This window comes from Guptibacillus algicola (genome assembly GCF_020171805.1).
GTDB lineage: Bacteria > Bacillota > Bacilli > Bacillales > Guptibacillaceae > Guptibacillus > Guptibacillus algicola.
Window position 1 is genome coordinate 142,881 of record NZ_JAIVAF010000004.1, and the last position, 25,020, is coordinate 167,900.

Genomic DNA, 25,020 nt, shown 5'->3' on the forward strand with positions numbered 1-25,020 from the left:
ATCACGTACCATCACCGTCTCCTGATATCTCATCACTATAGACAGTTTTTCATCCTATATGATTAATTCCGAGTCCGAACGTTTCATGTTCGAGACCCTTTACTGGTGCGCCAATCGTTCCATAAAAGGCAACCGCGATCCATTCTCCCTCGTCAAAATGTTCATAAGGCGTGCCTCGCACGATTGCGAACCGTAATCCTACTGTGCGCATCATGTTTCCTGCGCCAATTTGCCCTCGCATCACACCTTCTAACGCTTCTAAAATAGCGTGGTAGAGTGCGTGCGTTTCTCGATACAGCTCTTCAGAAATGATGCTATTTCGTTTCGCAGCTGTTTCAACTGCTGAGATCACTTTTTCCATATTCATCGAACCCGCTTTACCCTGACAGTACTCTACGTCTTTTAACTGTCCTGCAAAAGGCTCTAATTCCTCTGGTGCCAATGTTGCTACCAACATCGCTAACTTTCCAATCTTGATTTTCTGTGCCATCTACGTCACCTATCCAGTATCCGACTACTAATCACTATTATCTTATTAAATTGTATGTGTTTTCAGAATCATATGTCAATAGAATCTAGGTAAATTTTACCCTATTATCATGCTAGTTTACTAGCGTAGTAAAGGGGTTTTAGGTCTTTTTTGTAGTCGTTGTAAACCTTTACCAGTAACTTGATAAAATTTGTAATTTGTCGAATAGTGTTGAAATATATACAGTTACTTGTATAATAAAAGTTGTGAATAAATTGTCAGAAATATTTAAATAAACCAAAAGAGGAGCGTCTCACATGGAAAGTTTTTTATCGAGCATCATTGATGCTTCAAACAATATCCTCTGGGGATATGTTCTGATTGCAGGATTACTCGGGCTGGGTATCTATTTCACAATTACCTCCCGTTTTGTACAATTTCGTTTTTTTGGAGAAATGATCCGTGTACTTGGAGAAAAACCTGATTTCAAAGATGGAAAGAAAAACATTTCACCCTTCAAATCGTTTTGTGTAGGAGCTGCAACCCGAATCGGTACCGGTAACCTTGCAGGTGTAGCTGTGGCGATTACGCTAGGTGGGCCAGGAGCCGTATTCTGGATGTGGATTGTAGCACTCCTTGGAGGTGCAACTGCATTTATTGAAAGTACGTTAGCTCAGGTCTACAAGATAAAAGATACAAAAGCCTACCGCGGCGGACCTGCTTACTATATCGAAAAAGGACTAAAGAAAAGATGGTTAGGCGTTCTTTTTGCCGTCATCATCACAATCACATTCGGACTTATATTCAATTCGGTTCAAAGTAATACCATTGCATTAGCGTTTGAAAACGCTTTCGGAATGAACCGTTTAGCGATGGGCTTAATTATTACGGCGCTTACTGGTTTAGTCATTTTTGGTGGTGTACACCGAATCGCAAACCTATCGAGTGTTATTGTACCGGTGATGGCAATTCTATATATCGTGATTGCCTTTATCGTATTGATTATCAACATTGGAGAACTTCCAGCTGTTATTTCTCTTATCGTCGGACATGCTTTTGGACTTGAGCAGGCATTCGGTGGTGCGATTGGTGCCGCAATCATGAACGGTGTAAAACGTGGATTGTTCTCTAACGAAGCCGGTATGGGTAGTGCCCCGAACGCAGCAGCAACATCAACGACATCTCACCCCGCAAAACAAGGTCTTATTCAGTCACTTGGGGTTTTCGTTGATACGATTCTAGTTTGTTCAGCTACAGCATTCATCATCTTGCTAGCGCCTGTATTTCAATCAGGTGACGTTTCAGGAATTGAATTACTTCAGAATTCACTTAACGCGCATATCGGTGGTTGGGCTGGTATCTTCATCTCTATTTCGATCCTACTCTTTGCTTTCAGTTCGATCATTGGATCTTATTACTATGGAGAAACGAACATTGAATTTATTAAAGAAAGTAAGACAGCGCTATTTATTTTCCGTATCGCAACGATGGCGTTCGTATTGATCGGCTCTGTCTCAAGCCTAAGTCTTGTATGGAAAATGGCAGACCTCTTCATGGCCCTCATGACGATCATCAACTTAATCGCGATTGCAATGCTAGGTAAAGTAGCGGCCAAAGTATTGAAAGACTATGAGACACAACGTAAAGCAGGCAAAAACCCAACGTTCAACCCTACCAAACTTGGAATCGAAGGTACTGAAGCTTGGGAAGATGAAGATGAGGAAAATAAGGAAAAGAAAAAAACTGCAATGTAATGTAACTAAGAGCCTGGAGATTCCAGGCTCTTTTCACAATCCATCACCCATTATTTTTGAAAAACGGTTTTGTGTTAAGTATGATGAAATTAGGGAAACAGTATATGTGGTTATACTGAAAACTAGAACATGAAGGAGTGGATAACATGAACAACAGTCAATTCGAAAAAATCAAGAACGGAAAAGGATTTATCGCAGCGCTAGACCAAAGTGGTGGTAGTACACCGAAGGCACTAGCAGAGTACGGCGTACCTGAAGATGCTTATTCCAACGAAGATGAAATGTTTGATCGTGTACACCAAATGCGTACTAGAATCATCACGTCCCCTGCATTTAACGGTGATAAAATTCTAGGTGCTATCCTTTTTGAACAAACAATGGATCGTGAAATCGAAGGTAAGTTCACGGCTGACTACCTTGCAGACAAAGGCGTCGTGCCTTTCCTAAAGGTCGATAAAGGGCTTGCAGAAAAAGAAAACGGCGTACAGCTTATGAAGCCGATTCATGATCTAGATGAGACGCTAAGACGCGCTAACGAAAGAAAGATCTTCGGTACGAAGATGCGTTCCGTTATTCATGAAGCAAATACAAGCGGCATCAAAGCCGTCGTTGACCAGCAGTTCGAAGTCGGTAAACGAATTATTAACTCTAACCTCGTTCCGATCATCGAGCCAGAAGTGAACATTAACAGTGAAGACAAAGCACAATCTGAAGAGATTTTACGTGATGAAATCATGAAGCACTTGAATGACCTTCCTGAAAATGAAAATGTCATGCTGAAGCTTTCCATTCCTACAAATGCGAATGCATATAAAGAGTTGATCGAACATCCACGCGTCGTTCGCGTTGTTGCTCTATCTGGCGGTTATTCTAGAGATGAAGCAAACAAGATCTTGAAAGAGAACGACGGTCTAATCGCGAGCTTTTCAAGAGCGCTAGCAGCTGACTTAAACGCTAATCAAACTGATGAAGAGTTTAACGCAGCATTGCAAGACGCTGTAGATACGATTTATGATGCTTCTGTAAATAAGAAGTAAGAGCTAAGACAGCACGGAGGGTGCCCTAAGTGGGGCACCTTCCTTTTTTATTTTACAGAATTCAGGAACAACATGATCCCCATTAACAGCTAACCCCTACGACTACTAACATTTCATAAAAATTCTCTCAAAGAAAAGTTTCCAATAAAGAGAGCACCCAATTCGAAGTGGATGCTCCCTTGTTGCGCTACTCGATTAAGATTTTCGTATATTCGTATTCCATGCTAAGTCGATATCCATCATCCTTTTGGCCGCATAGATTAAAATGAACTGGATGACGATGATCGGTAGACCCATCAGTCCTGAGACAACTGATAGTGGCGGTAATCCTCCAATACGCATCAGAATGAGTGCGAAACTAGTGATGATCATCGCAATGATGATGCGAAGTGTTCGCGGCGGTTCATTCTTACTCATATCTCTTGTACTCGTGTAAGCAGCGACAGTATATGTCGTTGAATCAAGCGTAGTCGTTAAGAAGATCAGAGCCACAATTATAAAGATCACGACCGATACTTCACCTAGAGGAAGCGTTTGTAAGATTTCAGGTATAGCCGCCATCCGTTCATTTTCCTTAACGAGTTTTAATACTGAAAGATCTCCATCAAGATAGCGATGCACACCAAGTCCACCCAATACGCCTGTCGCGATCCATGAGATCATCGTTGGCGCAAGGAGGTAAGTAAGGATCATTTCTTTGATCGTTCCGCCCTCTTGAAATCTTTGCAGCGAACACACTATGAAGCATCGCCCAAGTTGCGCTGTATGCAAACCAGAATACTGTGTTACTTTGAATATGAGAAGCCTTGCCTTCATAGACGGACTCTGTGTTTAATGAAAAATCAAGGTAGTTTGATAATAAGAACGCAACGCTATCAGAGAAGTAGTTTAATATGAACACTCCTGGTCCAGCGATAAGGACGAATATGGCAAATAGTCCTGCTAAATACATATTCATCGTACTTAAGCGTTTGATTCCTTTTTCGATTCCTAAGTAAGCGCTCAATGAAAATAAAAACACCCAAACGATCGTAACGAGGATCGTCATACTAAACGTCACTTCCATGTTTAGTAAGTTTGATAAATTATGAGTGATGATGGGAGCTCCGAGACCTAGTGTGACAGAAGCACCTGCTAATATACTGATAAGGAATAAGATATCGAGAGCTCTTCCTCCCCAACCATCCGTAAATCTATCTCCAAACAGTACCCGGCAAGCTTCTGAGATTCTCATCAATGGGCGCTTTTTCACATGCAGGATATAGCCCATAGCTGGAGCACTCATGACGAAAATAGCGAAGACTTGAAATCCCCATAAGAACATACTATATGCATTTCCCCATAGAAGAGCTTCTGCTGATCCTACACTTACAACTGCTGGAGGGTCGTTCGCGACTGACGTCCACTGCAGCATCCCAGTCCGCATGATTGTAGAACCAACACCCATCGCGATCAAAATTGAAGCATACTCAAATAAGGTGAAACGGGGCTTTTCCTTAGGATCTCCTAAGACGACTTGCCCGTACCTTGAGAAAGCGAAGTACAAACCTGCTACTACGAGTAGAATTCCGTACCATAGGTATCCCCAACTAAAGACATCGACTATGTAATCAAAAATGGAGTTAAGTAGATTTAAAGACTCTGATTCATACATCGCAAAAGGTATACTGATTGCAATCATGATCAGTACAGATGGAACAAAAATTTTGTAATCGATTAACTTATCCGAACTCATACTATCCCTCTCTATCTACATCCTAATTTCTCTCAAAATTTCATTACCCGGAAATGCAAAAAACATAACGCAAGCTGAAAGGGTTTTCCATTCAATTCTTACTAAACAAGGCACTTGGAAGCTGCCGAGATCTTCATAAAACAAAAAAAGAACCTGAAAATCCAGGCTCTGGTGTTAGAAGTTAATGAAAGATCTTTTACAACTCCATGATTACAACAACAAATACGCTAGCGGTGTAACAATAATAATCGTCAAAATTGTACGCTCTACCCAAATCACGAGTAGCTTCGGGATACTAACCGGGATATCAGTTGATAAGATACACGGAATGAGAGCTGAGAAGAACAAAATCGCTGAAACTGATACCGTACCGATCACAAACTTCGTGATCAATGGAGCATCCACAACGAGTAGTGCTGGCAAGAACATTTCTGCGATTTCCATCGCTGACGCTTTTGCAGCGAGAAGTGGCTCAGGAACTTGCATGATCCAAGTAAATGGATAAAAAATATATCCTAGAATATCAAATACTGGCGTGAACTCTGCTAGCACAAGACCAAGTAAGCCTACCGACAAAATCGATGGAAGGATAGCAGCTGTCATGATGAACCCGTCCTTCAAGTTCATCCATACATTCTTACTGAGTGATGGAGACTTTGCTGCAGCAGCCATCGCCTGTCCCCATGCTGCTTTCACTCGATTTTCCTTGATGACTTCTTCTGGACTACCTTCACCGTCGTAATACTGATTACTTATTTTGTTCAACGGCCATATGCGCACTGTGATAGCGGTTACAAGAAATGTAGTAAAGAGCGTGAGCCAGAAGTAAATGTTCCACACTTCCATCAGTCCGAGCGTTTTTGCCACAACGATCATGAACGTAGCAGAGACCGTAGAGAATCCAGTCGCGATGATCGTCGCTTCCTTAATCGTGTATTTTCCTTCTTTAAACACACGGTTTGTAATCAACAATCCGATCGAATAGCTCCCAACGAACGAAGCGACCGCATCGATTGCAGAACGACCAGGCGTTTTCCAGATCGGTCTCATGACAGGTTGAAGGATCACGCCAATGAACTCTAGTAACCCATAGCCAACGAGTAGCGCAAGAAAAACCGAACCGATCGGAACGAGTAACCCAACAGGAATCACGAGCTTTTCAAATAGAAACGGACCCATTCCAGGACTAAATAACCAAGCCGGTCCGAATTCGAAGATCAGCATCAAACCAACAAGTACACCCAGCACTTTAAAAAGTGATAAGCCTACGTTAACAGCATTCACATTCCACGTTTTGTTAATAAACGGATAAACAGCCCCAATGATAATCACAAGGAGTGCATAGTAAGGAACAAACGTTGTAAACGTGGTTAAGAAATAGGTCACGATATGATCGAGCGGAATAGATGATTTGCCATTAACCGTGATTGGAACAAAAAACGTGAAGATTCCGATCAAACTAAACCCGAAAAACTTTAGTAATTGTAAAAAAGACGGTGTTGAAGGTTGTACGTTCGTCTGTTGTTTCGCTGTTTCCATCTAAACCCTCCAATTAAACGAATAGTCTGACATTTTAAAGTGAAGAGGGATCTTACTCCCTCTACCGTTTACAATAGCCAGTCAAAAATGACAGCATGACATGAACAGCACTCTTCACAGCCATTCCACCTACATCTTTTCGAGGATCAAGACACACGATATCCATCGCCTTTACCTTCGGATGCTCACCCGCAAGCTGAACAGCATCGAACAGTTCTTCAGTGTACATTCCACCAGGTGTCGCTGCAGGGGCAGCTGGATTGTGCGTGATATCGAGCACATCCATATCGACAGTTAAGTAGATCGTATCGACCGTCTTGTTCAGCTCCTCTAGTGCTTCAGCAATAACAGAATCGATTCCCTTCTTTCTCGCCTGCTTCATCGTTGTATAGTTCACGCCATGCTCATCAGCATACTCCTTCAGTTCCAGCGCATTGAAAAAGCCGTGAAGGCCGATGTTATGAACATGATTCCCCTCAATCGTCCCACTTTCAAGTAAGTTTCGAATCGGTGTCCCGTTCGCAGGTCCGATTTCCGTGAGGTCGCGTAAGTCGAAATGCGTATCGAGCTGTAAAATACCGATCGTCTCACTGGGGTTCGCACGCTTTAAGCCTTTTACAAGCATGGCTGTGATAGAATGATCGCCACCCATCGTTACTTGCATCGTGTGAGGATGGTGACGTTTCATTGCCACCATCGCCTCCTCGATGTTTTGATGCGTTTGTGCGATATCCGTTATGTGTTGTTTCACGTTACCTAAATCGATCGCTTTTAACGAAGCAAGATCAACATCTTCATCAAGGTTATACGTACCGAACGACTTCCAAACCCCGCGCATCGCATCTGGATTTTCGCTTGCAGCTGAAGTTGAGATCGACGACTTGGAGAGCGGAACTCCAAGAATCGTCACATCAACGTTATCCCAATTCGGTTCTGTATCACCGATCGTTTCAATCCACTCGTGTACTTTTAAATCACGCGTTTTCTCCGTTTGTTTTGTCCACACCATGCTCGGACGGTCTAACATCGGATACGGATAGGTCATACTAACTGTCCTCCGACAACGCGTGGCATGCCTGCTTTTATAACCGTATCAACGTGATTCATGCCGTACTGATACGATAGGAAAAGATAATTTGGGATATCGAATATCGTGACATCCGCTTTTTTACCTTTTTCAAGACTACCTGCTTCTTCTGCACAGCCAATTGCATGGGCAGCATTGATCGTCGTAGCAGTTAGTACTTCTTCAGGCGTCATCCCCATGTTCAAACAGCCCAAGTTCATAATGAACGGAAGTGAGATCGTCGGAGAAGAGCCAGGATTCGCATCCGTCGATAGTGCAACGGCTACCCCTGCATCGATCATTTTTCTAGCTTGTGCGAATTCCGCCATGAGGAAGAACGCTGTTCCAGGAAGCAACACGCCAACGACGCCAGCTTCAGCCATATCCTTAATGCCCTGCTCAGAAGCGCGAAGCAGGTGATCGGCTGAAATTGCGCCAACGGATGCCGCTAACTCAGCTCCAGCATAGGGTTCAATTTCATCAGCATGGATTTTCGGAATCAAGCCATGCTCTTTTCCTGCTTCTAAAATGCGTCTTGATTGGTCTGGTGTAAATACGCCTCGCTCACAGAACACATCGTTAAACGTAGCAAGGTTGCGCTTCGCAACTTCCGGAATCATCTCGTTAATCACACGATCAACAAAGACCTCTGGCGTTTCTTTTTCGTGCATTGGAATTGCATGCGCACCCATGAAGGTAGAAACAAGGTCGATTGGATGATCGTTTCCAAGCTTCTGAGCTACTTCTAGCTGCTTTAACTCATGTTCAAGAGTAAGACCGTATCCGCTCTTCGCTTCTACTGTTGTGACACCGTGAAGCAAAAATTTATTAAGACGCTTGATCGACTGCTCATAAAGCTCTTCATGACTTGCTTCCTGTGTTGCACGAGTCGTCGCATGAATACCACCGCCCGCTTCCATGATATCCATGTAAGTCCTGCCTTTTAGACGCATCGCATATTCGTTCTCGCGTGTACCAGCATGAACGAGATGCGTGTGTGGATCGATTAATCCTGGCGCCACCACTTTACCAGTCGCATCGATATGTTCTTCAGAACTGACATCGTACTTTCCTTGTAGTTCCTCGGTTGATCCTACTTCTACAATTCTGCCATCTTCCATGTAAAGCGCACCGTTTTCGAGTATTTGAAGGTCTGACATCGCATCCTTTACAGCTGGCTTCTCTGAATGTCCTGCCATCGTAATCAGTTGTGATGCACCTGTGATTAATAATTTTTGTGTCATAGTCGCTCCCTCCTATTGCTTCTTCAACATTGGAATGTTGATATTTTTATCTTGAGCTGTTTTTTCTGCAATTTCATAGCCTGCATCAACGTGTCGAGCTACGCCCATTCCAGGATCTGATGTGAGGACACGCTCTAGCCGAGCTTCTGCATCTTTCGTTCCGTCGGCAACGATCACCATTCCAGCATGCAAGGAATAACCCATTCCTACGCCACCCCCGTGATGGACGCTGACCCAGCTAGCACCGCCTACACTGTTGATCATCGCATTGAGAATCGGCCAATCTGCAACAGCGTCACTACCATCTTTCATTGACTCTGTTTCTCGGTTTGGTGAAGCAACAGAGCCAGAATCTAGGTGGTCTCGCCCAATCACGATCGGTGCACTTAATTCACCGCTCGCTACCATATCGTTGATGATTTTTCCGAACCGAGCTCGCTCACCATATCCGAGCCAGCAAATACGTGAAGGCAGTCCCTGGAAGCTAATCTTTTCACGTGCCATGCGAATCCAATTGCATAAGTGCTCATTGTCGCTGAATTCTTTTAGAATGACTTCATCCGTTTTATAAATATCTTCAGGGTCTCCAGAAAGTGCTACCCAGCGGAAAGGCCCTTTCCCTTCACAGAACTGTGGACGGATATACGCAGGGACGAATCCTGGAAAGTCAAAGGCATTTTTAATTCCCTCATCCTTTGCAACCTGGCGAATATTGTTTCCATAATCAAAGGTGATCGCTCCCTTTTTCTGCATATCAAGCATCGCCTGAACATGAACCGCGATTCCTTTCTTAGCAAGCTTCGTGTAGTTTTCAGCGTTCTCCTTACGAAGTGCGTTAGCTTCTTCAAGATTCATTCCGATTGGTACATACCCATTCAGCGGATCGTGAGCTGACGTTTGATCTGTCAGAACATCTGGATTAAACCCTCTCTTGATCATCTCTGGTAAAAGTTCCGCTGCATTTCCAAGAAGTCCAATCGAAAGTGCTTTTCCTTCATCACGTGCTTCTTCCGCAAGCTTGATCGCTTCATCAAGATTATCCGTAGAAGTATCAAGGTACTTCGTATCTAAGCGTCGCTGAATACGATGCTGATCGATTTCGATCGCAATACAAACCCCACCATTCAACGTCACAGCTAGAGGCTGCGCACCACCCATTCCACCAAGTCCAGCAGTTAGGGTGATCGTTCCTTTCAAGCTACCGTTATAATGCTGCTTCGCAAGCTCACCAAACGTTTCATACGTTCCTTGTACGATTCCCTGACTACCGATGTAGATCCAGCTTCCGGCTGTCATCTGCCCATACATCATGAGACCTTTTCGATCGAGCTCCTGAAAATGCTCCCAGTTTGCCCATGCAGGAACAAGGTTTGAATTCGCGATTAATACTTTTGGCGCATCCTTATGTGACTTGAACACTGCGACAGGTTTACCCGACTGAATCATCAGCGTTTCATCTTCTTCAAGCTTCTTCAGTGAATCAACAATCGCTTCATAGCACTCCCAGTTACGCGCCGCTTTCCCAATTCCTCCGTATACCACAAGCTCATCAGGATTTTCCGCTACATCAGGATGCAAATTGTTGTTAAGCATACGCAGTGCCGCTTCTTGAATCCATCCCTTCGTATTCAATGTCGATCCTCTATACTGCTCAACCTTGCCTGTTTTCGTTTCTGACATCTCATCCACTCCTCTAAACTTCTTTGATACTTTTATGCTAGCATTCAAAAAGTTCAGAAAATAGATAACACACTTTCGAAATACAGGAATTATTTTATATACTGATAACCTAGTTATGTATTGTTTGAGTAATTAATAGCATAAATTTTGTTTTCTATAATAATATTAGACAAAACAAAAAGGCTACGTTACAAACGTACCCTCAATGAAGCTTTCGATATTCTCCTGGCGTTTCACCTGATACTTCTTTAAAGACTCGACTAAAATAATTCGCATTCGTAAATCCTGTCGCATGAGCGATCGCTTGAATGGTATCCTTTGTCCCTGTCAGCATCTCCTTCGCTTTTTGAATCCGGATGGCGTTCACAACTTCTCGAAACGACTGACCATACTTCGTTGATAACGTATGACTCAAGTAGGATGGGTTCCTGTTAACATGTGAAGCAACACGTTTTAGAGAAAGCTCAGGTTCATGGAAGTGCTCTTCTACATAAGCGATTGCTTCTTCGACGACATTGACTTTTCCATGTTTCGCTTCTTCAATCGAGTGCAACAAATCATTAATGAAGAGAATGAAATCCTGAACAATCCGATACAAAACCGGACTGTAAAGAATTGTATCGAAAATCCTTTTATACTTTTCTTCGTAATCAGTCATGCCCTTTCGAATCATGAATCTACGGACTTGCGCGAGGATACTCGTTAACCTTGTTCGTAATAATCCAGGATCAGGGTAGGGAGATTCAATATTATAAAATTGGTCGTACAGCCATGTTTTGATGTCGTTCGATCGACCTTCATCTAACATGACCACCCAATCCCGCTGTTCCGTTAACGTTAAGAAGGGATCCATATCCCGCCACTCGCTCTGATCGTCTGAACAGAGCACCTGTTGATAGCCTGTAAAAAAAGTTATCTCCATCACTTTCCGTAGCTTTTTGTACATGCCATGTAGAGACGCTTCCCCTCCTCCACGATCAACTGCGATGACTAGAGCTTTACCCGTCGCTCGTTCCCATTCTTCTAGAAATCGCTGTGCTTTTGCAATCGGTTCTGGAAATTGCTCTTCAAAGATAAGGGCAATTCGATCACTCGTAGAGAAAACAAGGGGCTTAAGGTAAAAGTCGAACTGCTCGATAAACGTTCGTAAATCACTTAAATCATTACTGGCCTCCGTTTTCAGTAAGTAGACAGGATAACGATAAGGAATGTGCTCATCAATAAAAAGAGACTCATACCACACAGACTGTTTTGATTCTTCTTCATGACCTTGTCTCCCTTTTTCGGTCAACTTTCTGAACGCTAGCTGAAGGGAGTTCTTTACTCTCGAAGGTGACAGCGGCTTTACCCACAGGTCGACTGCGCCCATTTCGATCGCCTGTGTTGCTTTTTCAAACGTCGGTTCAGCCGTAACAGCGATCACTTCCCCCACATACCGATCAATGAACTTTTTCACCATCAGCCATTTTTCATCGGGAATCATATCAAGCTCTAGGCAGAGTACATCTGGTAACTCATTCTCGAGGCTTCCCAACATATCTGAGAGTTGATCGACAAGTCCAACGCTTGAAATGGGGAACGAGTATTTCGAAATCAGCCATTCTAGACCATCGAGTTCTTGCTTATCGCGGTCGACAATCAATACGGTATACAGGGTCCTTCACCTCCGTTCAGCTTAACTTTCTTCATTTAGTTTACTATAAATCGTTAGGTCATGTAGAATACGCTCTTATGCGGTCGCACGCTCTTCTTGGGGTTGCTTCACTTCTAGGTCCTTATAATGCTTTGTAAGTGGAAAAATCAGACTGACCAATAGGAGTAGTATTCCCCCACCGACAACAGTGGGGATACCACCCATTACCGTTCCAATCCAGCCTCCGATCAGCAATCCTCCAAGTAAACTTGCATGCAAGATCGCATTGATGATGCCACCTACTCTTCCAAGGATCGTTTCATCTACCGATTGCATGAACAAGCTATTCAATGGCACATTGATAAATGGATTTGATAGACCTAGAAAGCTCATCCAAATGAAAATTGGCGTAATCGGGTATGTTTCAAGCAACAAGCTGACAGGCAAAATGGTTGTACATATTAATCCGGAAAAGCCGAGAGTTACTAAAATAAGCCTGTTTGATCTGACTCTCTTCATGATGAACGGGATAAGCAACGCTCCTAATACTCCGAACACCCCTTCAGTAGATTCTAATAATCCAAATTGAAACTCTTTTATTTCAAAGACATTTAAAATAATGTGATACATATTTGCTCCGACCACACTCATCACAAAGGCCGAAACGACTAATAACCAAGTAAACCCCTTCAAAAACCTGTCGTTCTTCATCGCGGATAGTCCTTCTTTCATAGACGCGATGTATCCTTTTTCAGAAGTATGTTCCTCTGACGTTTCTCGTTTTATCACAATCATGCCGATAAGCAAAGCAGAGATGAGGAATGTGGAAGCATCGAGTACAAAAATCAACGAGACACTATTTACTAGTAGAAGAGCTCCCCCAATAGAAGGGGCAATAATATTCATCGTCATAAAAGTGGACTGCGATAATCCTACCGCCTCAGGAATTTTTTCCTTCTTGATAATTTGAGGAATGGTTGCTGTTTTCGCTGGCTCAAAGAATACTGTCCCGATTCCTTGTAGAAAAATCAAAACCAGTATTCCAGTTAAAGAATCATGTGCAGGAATCATGAGGAGTAAAATGATGAGTCGATAAAGGTCAGCGATCACCATGATAACCTTTTTCGAATAGCGATCAATAATTGGGCCAACAAAAACTCCAAACAACAGACTCGGTATGTATCTCGCCATCAGCACAAAGCTGAACACAAGCGCATTATCTGAAAGCTGTGAAACTAGAAAAATAACGACGATATGAGTAATACCATCTCCAAGTTCTGACACTACTTGCGCCACCCACAGTTTCAAGTACGCAGGGTTCTTTAGTAAACCGATCAAGAGAAACGCCTCCATTAAAATTATTTTTATCGATATAAATAATTTAATCGTAAGCGGTTTTTTTGTAAAGAGTTTGGAATTCCTGTCCAAGTTCTAGATGCTTATATACCACGGGTTCACACCATTAAATTTTTTTTGAACGGTAAATGTTTTTTTGGTAAACTAGTAAGAGAGGTGATCATAATGATCAATAGCGTAGAAGTAGCCAAAGCACTCTTCGACCCTAAGCTAAATAGCTTGATAAAATGCGTTGAGACCGAGTCCAAAACGGTGAAAGAAATGGCTGCAGAACTAAACGAGAAACCATCGAGACTCTATTATCCAATACAGAAATTAATGAAATTAGAATTATTAAAAGTAGAACGTGAAGAGACGATTGGAAATTTAATTGAGAAGTATTACACATCCAATCACCTGGTTGATCAGAACATGAGTATGGAAGGCGAATTCGCAAGAGAAAACAAAGAGTTCCTCCTCACCCAAGTCATGACTTCCATCCAACGAGGAGTCGAGGTGTTACGCAAAGATTTAGAAGCTGATCCAACTCCTGATCACTCGAGCGCAACGTATCGACAAGCGACCGCGTCCTTAACACTTGAGGAGTGGCAGGAATTAAACGAAGAAATCATTGAGCTGATTAATAAGCGCCAGAGTTCCTCATCACACGCGAAACGGTATAGCTTTAGTTTCCTTTCCTATGAAGCAGACAAGAAATAACATCATCGTTATCAGTCTAAAGTTGTAGCGTAGCCTCCGTATGAATAACGATGGCATGACCTCCTAGCTTGCTTACAATGTAGAAAAGGAGGCATTTCTATGATAAAAGGATTATACGAGGCTCATCTTCCTGTGAGCGATATGGAAGAATCGATTACGTTTTATGAGAAGCTCGGGTTGGAGCTAGCTCACAAAGGAGAGCGCGTGTCTTTTATGTGGATTGTTAAGGGAGAAAGCTGGCTCGGGTTATGGGACTCAGAACAAGTCGACCTTCCTTATCATCCATCTATAAGGCATGTTGCATTTCATGTCGACCGTGAAGATTTCACCCATGCAAAGGCATGGCTTGAGAGCAGAGATATTCAGGTGAGAGAAGCATTTGGCTTCACTCCGGATCGCCAACCGCTCGTACTTCCTAATAATCCGCAGGCGCATGCAGCGATCTATTTTAACGACCTAGATGGAAATTCGCTGGAGCTGATTGCACCGCTCCGGATCGATGTTGATGAGGAGTTTGAAATGGTAGCGTTGGATGAGTGGGAAAAATGGTAATAAAAAGGGTCGCTCTGTTGATGAGGAGCGACCTTATCATAGTGCAAAATACCGTTTTCGCTGATATATCTCGTATTTCGCCGATATATTTGTTTTTTCGCTGATAAAGTACGAAATTTCGCTGATATATTCTCATTTTCGCCGATATCTGTGAATTTCCGCTGATATCCGGCTCCTAACCAGCAAATCAACACCCTACTTCACCTTATAATCCATAATCCACTCCGTATTCTCAAGATAACTCACTTCAACACGCTCTCCTTTGAAGTCTTCAACGCTCGTTCCTGATTCTGGTGGCAGAGGAAGTTTCTTTCCGTCCATTGTGAGGATAATTAGTCCATCAGAACCTTCCTCTTTCATAACATCCTCCGGAACTCCTTCAAGGGTTGGGTAGTCTTCAGACATATATGCGGGTAGATCCTGCCAGAATGCAGACGCTCCGTATAATGCAAGCAACCCTATTCCAAGTAAGAATACGCGATACATCCCTATTACGATTGCACTGAGATATGGAACCCGTTTAAATCGATTGAACCCTTTCCAGTCTTTCTTAACGATAATACTGAAAATAACAAAACATAAGCCCGCACCAGACAATCCGATACCGTACAACGGGAAGATATTCGTAAAGATGCCGAGTGGTACTAGTAAAAAGAAGAAGATCCCAGCACCGATTAGAAATGATGGTTTCATAGTGTTTTTCCCCCTTTATGTAACGTATTCGTGCTAGAACACACCATCTAAAACGGTATCACACCTCACCTTTTCAGTAATCGAATACACGGTGGTAAATTAATGTAATTTCTATTTCCTCCCCAATAAAAAGATGCTGCCTGGAAAATAGCAGCATCACTTTATTTAGCTCATCACTTTTCCAAGTAACTTATCCGTCATTTCAATACTTTTCTTCGTCCAAGGTGGGATCTTTTCGGATGCCTGAATCTCCTCAAAGCTCATCCACTTGATCTCTGATATTTCCTCTGTGCTTTTTATGTATGGGGTACCTACAAAGTCTGTACTGAGAAAAACAATATCTAGCACTTGGACATCTTCCACTCTAAATGTTGTACTATGAACATATTTCAATTCACCACTAAGCTCAATCCCGATCTCCTCTAACACTTCTCTTTTGATATTTTCCTCTAATACACTTAGGGAGCTTTCATCGAAATCAACCTTACCGCCGACTAAGGAGTATAATCCTCCAGCGTGTTCTTCCTTTTCACTTCGTCTGATAATGAGATAGTTTCCTTCATGGTATATGGCTGCTTCAACGTTCACAATAAAAAAGTTGGCCATAACATTTCTCCTTTTGCTATTAAGTTAGTAATCTGGCTAATTCAATTTTTAAAGTTTAACTCCGGATCATTGCCTCTATCTTCTCTATAATAGCACGTTGGTTCGTATACAAAATATACGTATCCTTTCTTGTTTTCACTATAATTCGTTCAGGAAGAGCAAAAGGGTAACCGATTCTATACCCATACTCGCTCTCCTCCTCATAGGTATCCTCAAAATAAACTTCAACGAGCTCTGATTTAGGAATGGTCACTGTAGAAAAGAGCCATTTAATTATTACATTCTCATTTGTTTCTTTTACCCTAATTCCTAACATGATCGCCCTCCAAGAACTTTGGTCATCGGTATACGTACGTTTGTTAAGCCTTGAACGTTTCAACTCTGGAGGCTGACTAGTTCAATACATACTTCCTTTTCTCTTCATCATCAACCCTCTTTGCCTCCACCTTCTTCTCCTGTATCCGCTTATCCACCTTCAAAAACAACAGTAAGCCTACACCACCAAAGAGAACGTATTTCAGTCCCATCACCCAGGCCGGCACAAATCCACCGATAATAATATCGATCGCTGCGACCAGCATCGCGATGTAGAACACCATTTGATGAATTGCAAGATAAGAACTCCTCGCATGATCTGGCGTTAAGTCTCCTAACATCGCCTGGCGAACAGGGATGTACATGAGTTCACCAATTGTGACGACCACCATAACAGCGATCAACACCCATGGTAGTTGAAACATCGTAAAGAGCGCATAACCGATCGTGTAAATCGATAACCCGACCAATAGCACTGTTTTATTGCTCCATCGCTTCACGAGCCAAGTGATTAAACCAGCTGCGAATACCACTAGGAACGTATTCTCTGAACGCAAGATTCCGAGCATCAGGACGCCATCCACATCAATCTCCCACTGTCTAAAGGAAATAAGAGATTGAGAGGTGATTTCTTCAGCAAAGTGAATCGCGAGAAAATTCGTAAGCTGTTCTTCTAAAGATAGAATGAGAATACCAGCGAAAAGAAACATCATGAATACACGATCCCGGAAAACAACTTTATAGTTGTTCCAGATCGAACCTTTTTCATTCTTCGTTTTGTCCGATTTAGATGGTTCGATTATGTAAGATTCTGTGATGAAGAGTTGTGTGATGACTGCTGAGAGGAATGAAACGGTCGCAATCACAAGGAATAGCTGAAACAAGTATTCATAGAAGAAGATCGCACCGATAATACCAGCGATACCTGAAGACATATTTCCTATCCAATATAATAGTGTAAACACATACCGGCGATTTTCTGAATTCGTCACATCGAGGACCATCGCTTGTGATACCGGTCCGAGCACACCACCGAAAAACATTGAGAAAATGAACACAACGTACGTCAAATAAGGAGCATCAAGCCACGGGGAGTTTAAGAATGCGATGATAAAAAACGCAACTCCCGTTCCAAGTTCCGAGCCCACCATCAATTGTTTTCGACCGATGCGATCCGAGAAAAACCCCCCGATCATTCCACCCGCAACACCGATAAAAACGAGGCTTACGAGCATGAAGCCTGTCACGGTCTGTCCTACTTTTTGCGCAAAATAAACGGTCAAAAACGGCATGACCATCATCGTAGCAAACGTGGTGAAAAACTGAGTGATGATCCGAATTTTGATATTATAATGCAAATCTTTAAAAGCCAATTTCCTCACCCCCTCACTGTTTTGGGCCAAATAACAATAACGCGTGTCGAATATACATATCCCATCGGCTTCTCTCTTCATAGCTATCGATACGTGTTAACCGAACACCGTTAATGAATGCAAGATATGTGTCTGTAACATCATCCGGATGTAGTTCAATGAGATCTCCCACTTCTTGACCTTTTAAAATAAGAGGTCGAAGCGCATCTCTGAGCTGTAAAGAAAACTGATCTAATTCGATGAACAGTTCGTGAAACCGATCTGGCTGTCCGATTACGTACTGAATCATTCGCGAATATGTCGCCTGTTGAGCAAAGAATTGAAAATGAGCGGATATAAGCTCTCTTAGCTGTGCCACCGGCTCTTCTGTTGGCTCTGGTGAAGCCAGCATTACTCGTTTAATCTCTTCTAACGGTTCAAGCACCGCAGCTTTGAAAAGCTCGTCTTTATTCTCAAAATACGTAAAAACCGTTCCAAAACTAACACCAGCTTCATTTGCGATGTCTTTAATCGTAGCCTTCGAGTAACCGTTTTGAGAAAACATCTGAATCGCAGCTTCTAGTATACGTGCTCGCTTTTCTTCCGACTTCGGTAAAGCCATGTGATCCCCCTCCTTATTTCTAGTGATTACTTTTAATTGATTGATTAATCAATCATTATTATAACGAACTAACATTCACATGTAAACAATTTACATGGAATACTTTTACTTTTCGCTACCATCCTGTTCCACATCAATCGCGATGTCCCCGACTCCTCTCGATACACACGAAAGCATCTTACTCTTCTTCTCTTGTTCCGTTAAAAAAGAATCGCTGTGGAGCACCTCACCTTCGCAAAGAGTGACTTCGCATGATCCACATATCCCCATTCTGCAGGCATAAGGAATGGAATACCCTTCGTTTCGTAACCTCTCTAATAAGCTTTCATTTTCTTTTACAAATACAAGGTCTTTTCCATTAACCGATACACAAAAAGGCTTCGGATCTCGAATTACAAGTGCTGGTCTAAATCGCTCTTCATGTACGACACGTTGAGGAAAATGCAGCTCCTTCGTTGAATCGTTTAACATCTCCATAAACGACTTAGGGCCACACATATACACATGTGTACCTACCTTCCTATTCCGTAACGCTTCTTTTAGCTTCTTCCTCTTTTCTTCGCGAGACCCAAGGTAAACGTACGCCTGTTTCGAGTACTTATTCGTAATTTCTTCATGAAACGGACAGTTTTCCACATGTGGAGCGGCATAATGAAGTTCAAACGTTTTCCCCAGTGTGGATAAGTAAGACATCATCGACAAAAATGGGGTGATTCCGATTCCAGCAGCGAAAAAGAGGTAGTGCTGTGCTTCAAGATGAACGGGAAAGTAATTATCTGGACCAGAAACCTCAATGATGTCACCAACCTCAAGCTGTTCATGAAGATAACGCGAACCGCCCTGCTCAGAACCTAGATTTTTCACAGCAATCTTATATTCATTTTTCATATCGAGAGGATTATTGATAAGAGAGTACTGTCGATTTCCCATAGGGAGATGAAGCGTGAGATGCGCTCCAGCCCCAAACTGTTCGAGGGTAGCTGTGTTAGAAGAGAGTGTGAATGCCTTAATCGTAGGTGTCACTTGTTCCATCTTCTCTACTCGTACTACATATCGATCATTCATTTTTTTCACCCTTTACCATCAGTTTCTTTGAATACAGGATAAGCGAGACTCGCTCTATGATAAGTTGAATAATGCTCTGAAGGCTCTAGCTGTTGAAGGCAGTTTTCACAAATGAAGCTCTCATCGCTCCCTATGATAGTAATGTGATGACACTGCGAGCAAAAAGCCCTACTTTCTTGAGAGGAATCTATGAAAATATCATCTCTCGAGTACCCTGCCGAAACGGCTACACGTTCGATTCCAAGCGTTCCTTCTCCGAAGATAATGAGTCCCCTTCCTATAGGTTGATTTGATACCAACTCTTTTCCAATCAGGACATCAAGACTAGCCATTACCTCAAGCTGAACACTTTTCCCTCTATTTTGTAACTCACGTTGCATGCGTAATGCTTTCTCTTCATGCTTTTTATCTGTAATAACCAGCACGTGACGATACTTCTCGAGGCCTTCCTTCATCTTTCAATCTTCCTTTGCGTTAATGCTCTTTCAAGAAAAGTCATCAACTCACGCTTATACAAGGAAATTCCCTTATAGTCAGCTATCTCTTTAGGCAGAGTTTTTACGTTCGTGTAAAACTTCTTGAGCCATTCATCATTTGAAATTAATTCGTTAAGTGGGAGCAAATAGGTATGAATCGAAAAGAGAATGTCGTTCGTCACTGGCAATCGATATAACCTCTGAACTTCAACGCGTAAATTTACCAATTCACCAGCATTCGCTTCTGTTACGTTATACCGAAGCTTCCCCCAGTCTGAATAAGTCTCAAGTGGGGTATCCAGCTTATTTGTTATGGTAACAGACCAATTTTTTCGTTCCCAAGCTGAGTTTGGACGAATCCTCGTGATGAATCGCTCTACTTTTTCAATAAAGCGATTGTCCGTTATCCCGGGAACTGGCGTATGAATCGCCTTAAACTCCATACCAAGGACAAACGTTAACGACCAATTTGAAGGAAAGCATAGCTGTCCCGCTTCTAAGAACAGTCCATCGTGCCGATCTCCCATGATGATCAAATCTTCCTGAACATGCCGACCTGCTAGATCGAGAGGCTCTACTTCTATCGAAGATGAATCTTTAAAGGAGAACGATTCAACTTCCCGAAGCAAATGGTTCGTAAATTGATATGCATTCCCTCGCTGTTCGAGAGTGAAATACTGTGGTTCGCATGTTGATAACTCTTTGAATACAAGCAAAAGAACTTCCCACTGCGCTTCAAGAGAAAGAGGTAACGCGCGAAAGCAACGTTCATGATTTTGGTTTAGCAGATTCCGTTTCAATTTCACTTCTTCTATGTAATGACTTGAAACAGCTACTGATCTTGCTGGATCTAGCAGTATGGAATTATTAGAATAAGCATAGCTATCTTTTGTAAATGGAAATGGGAACTCTTTTGAAGAATTGCTCATGAAATCACCTACCATAGATAATGATAGTCATACTCTTCCATATCGCAACCGTGTATTCCTTTTGAAAGCGATTAACCTTCTATTACTGTATCGCTGATAAAAATGAAATTTCGCTGATAACCGTGCCTTTTTCGCTGATATACTCAGAATAGCGCTGATAAATCGCTATTTCCGCCGATATATTCAAAATCCCGCTGATAAACCGCTTTTTTCCGCTGATATACTCAAAATCCCGCTGATAAATCGCCATTTCCGCCGATATAAGCCCCTATACCCCCTCTCTCCCTAATAAAAAAGATCAGCTACTAAAAGTAGCTGACCTCACTATCAATCTCTTTATTAAGCTGGGTACCCGAGAATAGCTTTTTTCTCTAGATATTCTTCTATACCATAATCGCCCCACTCACGGCCGATTCCGGACTGTTTGTAGCCTCCGAATGGTGCCGCAGGGTCGAGTTCTGCATTGTTCACCTTGATTCGGCCTGCACGGATACTAGTTGCCACTTTACGTAGCGTATCTCCGTCATTACCGAATACATAGCCTGCTAAACCATATACAGTGTCGTTAGCGATTTCGATCGCTTCATCGATCGTTTCATACGTCAGGACGCACATCACTGGACCGAAGATTTCTTCCTGTGCAATAACCATATCATTCTTCACATCAGTGAAGATGGTTGGTTTCGCGTAATAACCTTTATCGAGACCCTCTGGCTTACCTGTGCCACCAGCGAGGAGTGTCGCACCTTCATCGATTCCTTTTTGGATATACGATTGAACCGTATTCCACTGTTTCTCTGAAACGAGTGGTCCGACGTAATTCTTCCCTTGAGGATCACCTACCGGGAACTTCGGTAATACATTTTTAAGCGCTTCTTCAAATTCTTCCTTCATTGAAGCTGGGATGAGCGTTCTTGTCGCTGCGGAACACACCTGGCCGGTATTCGTCGCGATGTGACTGACAGCTGCTTTTGCTGCTTTCTCTACATCAGCATCTTCTAGAACGACAAGTGGCGATTTTCCTCCAAGTTCAAGCGCAACGTTCTTAATCGTTTCAGATGCGTTCTTCATTACCTTTTCACCTACTGCTGCTGAACCTGTAAAGGATACGAAGTCGATATCAGGGTGAGAACTTATGCCATCCCCGATTGTTTCACCAGTACCATTTACTAGGTTGAACACGCCTTTCGGGACACCGACTTTATCAAAAATTTCAGTCAAGATGATCGCTGCAAACGGCGTTAATTCTGCTGGCTTCAGTACAACCGGGCTTCCTGCAGCGAATGCACTCGCGATTTTCGTTGACGTTTGATTCGTTGGGAAGTTCCACGGCGTAATAAGTCCGCTAACACCGACAGGTTCTTTTACAACAGTGTGATCGCCACGATCTTCGGAGAACGTGAAGTCTTTAAGGACTTTCGCCGCTTCAGAAAAGTGGTTATAGCCCATGTTGTAGTGAACGTTTTCTGAAATCTTACGTGGAGAGCCAAGCTCCTCTGTGATTACGTCGATAATTTCTTCTTTACGATTCGCATATTCTTCTGCGATTTTCTCTAGCATCTCTACGCGTTCTTCTCTACTTGTCTGTGAGAATGACGGAAATGCAGCTCGTGCGGCAGCTACCGCTTTATCTAAATCTTCTTTTGTTCCTAAGCTAATCTTTCCGATGACTTCTTCAGTAGCAGGATTAATCACCTCATGTGTTTCTGAACCAGTAGATTCAATCCATTCACCGTTAATGTAATGTTTTAGATGGTTACGCATGATGTAAAAAACTCCTTTAGTCAATCAGATTTGGAACGTTACATTTCCAGTTTTTTGCTTTTCTGTTTACACCATGACTGTTTCCGCTCAGAGCAAAGTTCAAACATGGTGATGTTTTTTCAAGCCGTAAAACCCTTTTCTTTGCTTCTCTCCTCGACTAACACTACACTAAAAGATAGGAAAACTTTGAGAGGATGATGTGAAATGGGACAAGAAATCAAAGGTAAAACGGCGATCGTAACCGGTGCAGGAAGCGGAATCGGTCGTTCGACTGCACTTGAACTCGCAAAAGAAGGCGTTAACGTTGGATTGATCGCGCGAACTGAAAGCAAGCTTAACGAAGTAGCTAAGGAAGTTGAAGAATTTGGGGTAAAAGCAGTTGTTTCACCTGCTGATATCGCAAATCTTGAGGAAGTTGAATACGCAGTAAAGAAATTACATGACGAATTAGGCTTTACTGACATCCTGATCAACAATGCCGGAATAGGTGTGTACGGCTCATTCCTAGAACTAGAACCAGATGAATGGAAACGCGCAATCGAGGTGAACGTATACGGAACTTACCACGTAACCCGAGCAGTCCTACCACAGATGATTGAAAAGGATGCAGGAGACATCATCAACATTTCATCTAGTAGTGGTCTAAAGGGAACGGCAGGTGCTAGCGCATATAATGCATCGAAGTTTGCCATTCAAGGCATGACAGAAGCACTCATGCAGGAAGTAAGACGTAACAACATTCGCGTTTTCACATTAAATCCAAGTCTTGTAGCAACTGAGCTTGCGTTTGGAGATAATCCTGAAAAGAATGATAAAGAGAAGTACATGCAGCCAGAGGATCTTGCTGAGTACATGGTTGGCCAGTTAAAGTTGCATCCTCGTATTTTTATCAAGCAGTCCCTACAGTGGGCGACGAATCCATTCTAAGAGCATTAAAAGGGAACTTCCTTAAATTAAGGAAGTTCCCTTACTTCTTTGTAAACCAATTTAAGATTGTGGCACTGCTTGACCCTCTTTATCATTTCCTTTTTTCTGTAGCACTTTTAATCCGCTTCCCATGTCTGATGCTAGAACGTAGTTTCGATCTACATACACTCCCCAGACATACGATTGTTCTGGCGTATAACGAGCGATCTCTTTCGGTTCAGATGGATTTGTGATGTCTACCGAAATCACTCCCCCTGCATAGTAAGAAAGATAAAGGGTATTGCCACGTACTTTTGGATCATGAACCGTCTTTGCGAACGTTACGTTATTTTCTTCTGAAATATCATTCGTTAATTCTGTTTTGAACTCACTTAAAAGCTTTGGATTCGTTTTATCTTTAATATCGAAAATTCGTGTATAACCATATGCTTCTTCATAGCCTTCTTTTACAGGATCATACACTTCGCGTGTTTCAATTAAGATCGTACCGCCTTTCGCAAGTGTAGCAGAGTGAGCAGACCCTTGTTGCTCAGATGCGAAGTCAGTTCTGCCAAGATATTCAGGATCAGAAGGGTTTGAGATATCAAACATTAGCGTTCCAAGATCCCACATAGACACATACGCATACTTTCCAGTTTCGTCCACCATTGTACTATGGTTGAAAACTGGGCGCGTTTTTCCATCTGGAGAATTCCAAAAATACCCATCGAAATCTTCTGCAACATCAGGAAGTGTTCTTGGATCAAACTGCCAGAGCGTTTCAGGATTTGTTGGGTCGGTTACATCAACGATTTGAAAATCCCTTTCTTCACCATGACTGAAATAATCCGCATAAGGGTTTGCAGCTACAACCACAGCACGGTTTTGCTGTGTAGTTAAGTATAATTCATGAGTACCGCGCGTTTTCTTCGTCACTTCCCAGAAACCTAGCTTTTTAGGGTTCTCTGGGTTAGTAACATCATAAAGCAAGAAACCGCCTTTAGAATCAGGGTTCTTTTTATCAAGCTGCTGAACAGAAACAACCGCTAAATCACCTTTAAAATCAGGCGTGTTAATTGTTTTTACGATTACTTTCTCCTGCCATGTTCCTGGAATATCGTCATTTGCAAACACAGCTACTTCTTCAGGATTTGCCGGGTCTTTCATATCGAAAACACGAACTCCACCGTTTCCACCATTCTTTGTATGTGTCCCCATATAGGCGTATCCTTTGTGCGCATAAACATCAGCAAAAGAATTCTGCTTCCCATCTTCCCGAACGATATCCATTTCAGGTGCCGCAACTTCTTTTAAAAGGTTTAAATTTTTACTTCCTTCCATTACGGGTACCGCAACGTCCTGATAATTCGCTTCCTCACCTTTCTCTATATTCACATCACCGAGCTCATCGTGAGCAAGTACCTGGCCTGGAAGAATAATTGAAAAAGCTAGCACACCAGATAATGCCGTATTAACTATGTACCTAGTATTCAATCGAACAACCTCCATTTTCAAAATTATTTGACAT

General features: G+C 42.5%; 23 protein-coding genes and 1 pseudogene. 5 read left to right on the forward strand and 19 right to left on the reverse strand.

From position 1 onward, the window contains the following. Positions 1-49: 49 nt before the first annotated feature. Complete coding sequence (hutP, locus tag LCM09_RS14820; RefSeq protein ID WP_224883441.1) at positions 50-490, reverse strand: histidine utilization transcription antiterminator HutP; 441 nt, start codon at positions 488-490, stop codon at positions 50-52. Between the two features lie 296 nt (positions 491-786). Between hutP and LCM09_RS14825 the strand changes: the two genes are divergently transcribed. Both LCM09_RS14825 and LCM09_RS14830 read left to right on the forward strand, forming a co-directional pair. Further along, entirely contained in the window at positions 787-2,223 is a 1,437-nt protein-coding gene (locus LCM09_RS14825) for an alanine/glycine:cation symporter family protein (protein ID WP_224883443.1), read from the forward strand. Between the two features lie 146 nt (positions 2,224-2,369). Then, entirely contained in the window at positions 2,370-3,260 is an 891-nt protein-coding gene (locus LCM09_RS14830; RefSeq protein ID WP_224883444.1) for a fructose bisphosphate aldolase, read from the forward strand. Positions 3,261-3,455: 195 nt separating this feature from the next. On the opposite strand, the pseudogene LCM09_RS14835 reads toward LCM09_RS14830, so the two are convergent. From LCM09_RS14835 to LCM09_RS14865, 7 genes and pseudogenes are all read right to left on the reverse strand, one after another. Continuing rightward, positions 3,456-4,995 (reverse strand): annotated as a pseudogene (locus LCM09_RS14835) (BCCT family transporter). A gap of 210 nt (positions 4,996-5,205) precedes the next feature. Continuing rightward, the gene (locus LCM09_RS14840; RefSeq protein WP_224883446.1) at positions 5,206-6,534 is read right to left on the reverse strand and encodes a YjiH family protein; all 1,329 of its coding nucleotides are present in this window, start codon (positions 6,532-6,534) and stop codon (positions 5,206-5,208) included. Positions 6,535-6,595: 61 nt separating this feature from the next. Beyond that, positions 6,596-7,579, reverse strand: coding sequence for an agmatinase family protein (locus LCM09_RS14845; RefSeq protein ID WP_224883448.1), 984 nt, complete (start codon positions 7,577-7,579; stop codon positions 6,596-6,598). Beyond that, complete coding sequence (gene hutI, locus LCM09_RS14850; RefSeq protein ID WP_224883450.1) at positions 7,576-8,844, reverse strand: imidazolonepropionase; 1,269 nt, start codon at positions 8,842-8,844, stop codon at positions 7,576-7,578. Before hutI ends, LCM09_RS14845 begins: the two co-directional genes overlap by 4 nt. Positions 8,845-8,856: 12 nt before the next feature. Beyond that, positions 8,857-10,524, reverse strand: a complete 1,668-nt coding sequence (gene hutU / locus LCM09_RS14855) for a urocanate hydratase (RefSeq protein ID WP_224883452.1) — start codon at positions 10,522-10,524, stop codon at positions 8,857-8,859. A 202-nt stretch (positions 10,525-10,726) separates the two neighbouring features. Further along, positions 10,727-12,166 (reverse strand): helix-turn-helix domain-containing protein, encoded by a 1,440-nt coding sequence (locus LCM09_RS14860; protein WP_224883454.1) that lies wholly within the window; start codon positions 12,164-12,166, stop codon positions 10,727-10,729. 87 nt (positions 12,167-12,253) lie between these two features. Next, positions 12,254-13,495 carry an MFS transporter gene (locus tag LCM09_RS14865; RefSeq protein ID WP_224883455.1) on the reverse strand — a complete coding sequence of 414 codons (1,242 nt, stop codon included), beginning with the start codon at positions 13,493-13,495 and terminating at the stop codon, positions 12,254-12,256. Positions 13,496-13,678: 183 nt separating this feature from the next. Here LCM09_RS14865 and LCM09_RS14870 point away from each other — a divergent pair, with 183 nt between their 5' ends. Further along, on the forward strand, positions 13,679-14,212 hold the full coding sequence (locus LCM09_RS14870; RefSeq protein ID WP_224883457.1) for a helix-turn-helix domain-containing protein: 534 nt from the start codon (positions 13,679-13,681) through the stop codon (positions 14,210-14,212). A gap of 99 nt (positions 14,213-14,311) precedes the next feature. After that, positions 14,312-14,764: a VOC family protein gene (locus LCM09_RS14875; protein ID WP_224883459.1), complete on the forward strand. Its 453-nt coding sequence runs from the start codon at positions 14,312-14,314 to the stop codon at positions 14,762-14,764. Positions 14,765-14,959: 195 nt separating this feature from the next. Here LCM09_RS14875 and LCM09_RS14880 read toward each other — a convergent pair whose 3' ends face one another. The 10 genes from LCM09_RS14880 to LCM09_RS14925 all read right to left on the reverse strand — a co-directional run bounded on the left by LCM09_RS14880 (position 14,960) and on the right by LCM09_RS14925 (position 22,586). Then, the gene (locus LCM09_RS14880) at positions 14,960-15,457 is read right to left on the reverse strand and encodes a hypothetical protein (protein WP_224883460.1); all 498 of its coding nucleotides are present in this window, start codon (positions 15,455-15,457) and stop codon (positions 14,960-14,962) included. A 165-nt stretch (positions 15,458-15,622) separates the two neighbouring features. Beyond that, complete coding sequence (locus LCM09_RS14885; RefSeq protein ID WP_224883462.1) at positions 15,623-16,063, reverse strand: NUDIX hydrolase; 441 nt, start codon at positions 16,061-16,063, stop codon at positions 15,623-15,625. 55 nt (positions 16,064-16,118) lie between these two features. After that, complete coding sequence (locus LCM09_RS14890) at positions 16,119-16,379, reverse strand: SunI/YnzG family protein (RefSeq protein ID WP_224883464.1); 261 nt, start codon at positions 16,377-16,379, stop codon at positions 16,119-16,121. A gap of 76 nt (positions 16,380-16,455) precedes the next feature. Further along, on the reverse strand, positions 16,456-17,751 hold the full coding sequence (locus tag LCM09_RS14895; RefSeq protein ID WP_224883466.1) for an MDR family MFS transporter: 1,296 nt from the start codon (positions 17,749-17,751) through the stop codon (positions 16,456-16,458). A gap of 13 nt (positions 17,752-17,764) precedes the next feature. Further along, entirely contained in the window at positions 17,765-18,352 is a 588-nt protein-coding gene (locus tag LCM09_RS14900; protein WP_224883468.1) for a TetR/AcrR family transcriptional regulator, read from the reverse strand. A gap of 105 nt (positions 18,353-18,457) precedes the next feature. Further along, positions 18,458-19,417 carry a PDR/VanB family oxidoreductase gene (locus LCM09_RS14905; protein ID WP_224883471.1) on the reverse strand — a complete coding sequence of 320 codons (960 nt, stop codon included), beginning with the start codon at positions 19,415-19,417 and terminating at the stop codon, positions 18,458-18,460. Positions 19,418-19,422: 5 nt separating this feature from the next. Next, on the reverse strand, positions 19,423-19,872 hold the full coding sequence (locus LCM09_RS14910) for a hypothetical protein (protein ID WP_224883473.1): 450 nt from the start codon (positions 19,870-19,872) through the stop codon (positions 19,423-19,425). Then, entirely contained in the window at positions 19,869-20,822 is a 954-nt protein-coding gene (locus LCM09_RS14915; RefSeq protein WP_224883475.1) for a heme-dependent oxidative N-demethylase family protein, read from the reverse strand. Before LCM09_RS14915 ends, LCM09_RS14910 begins: the two co-directional genes overlap by 4 nt. 82 nt (positions 20,823-20,904) lie before the next feature. Further along, complete coding sequence (locus LCM09_RS14920) at positions 20,905-21,072, reverse strand: hypothetical protein (protein ID WP_224883476.1); 168 nt, start codon at positions 21,070-21,072, stop codon at positions 20,905-20,907. 89 nt (positions 21,073-21,161) lie between these two features. Beyond that, complete coding sequence (locus LCM09_RS14925; protein ID WP_224883478.1) at positions 21,162-22,586, reverse strand: aldehyde dehydrogenase family protein; 1,425 nt, start codon at positions 22,584-22,586, stop codon at positions 21,162-21,164. Between the two features lie 204 nt (positions 22,587-22,790). On the opposite strand from LCM09_RS14925, the gene LCM09_RS14930 reads away from it, so the two are divergent. After that, positions 22,791-23,513 (forward strand): 3-ketoacyl-ACP reductase, encoded by a 723-nt coding sequence (locus tag LCM09_RS14930; RefSeq protein WP_224883480.1) that lies wholly within the window; start codon positions 22,791-22,793, stop codon positions 23,511-23,513. 60 nt (positions 23,514-23,573) lie between these two features. Here the strand turns inward: LCM09_RS14930 and LCM09_RS14935 are convergent, their stop codons facing one another. Continuing rightward, entirely contained in the window at positions 23,574-24,986 is a 1,413-nt protein-coding gene (locus LCM09_RS14935; RefSeq protein WP_224883482.1) for an LVIVD repeat-containing protein, read from the reverse strand. Between the last annotated feature and the right edge of the window lie 34 nt (positions 24,987-25,020).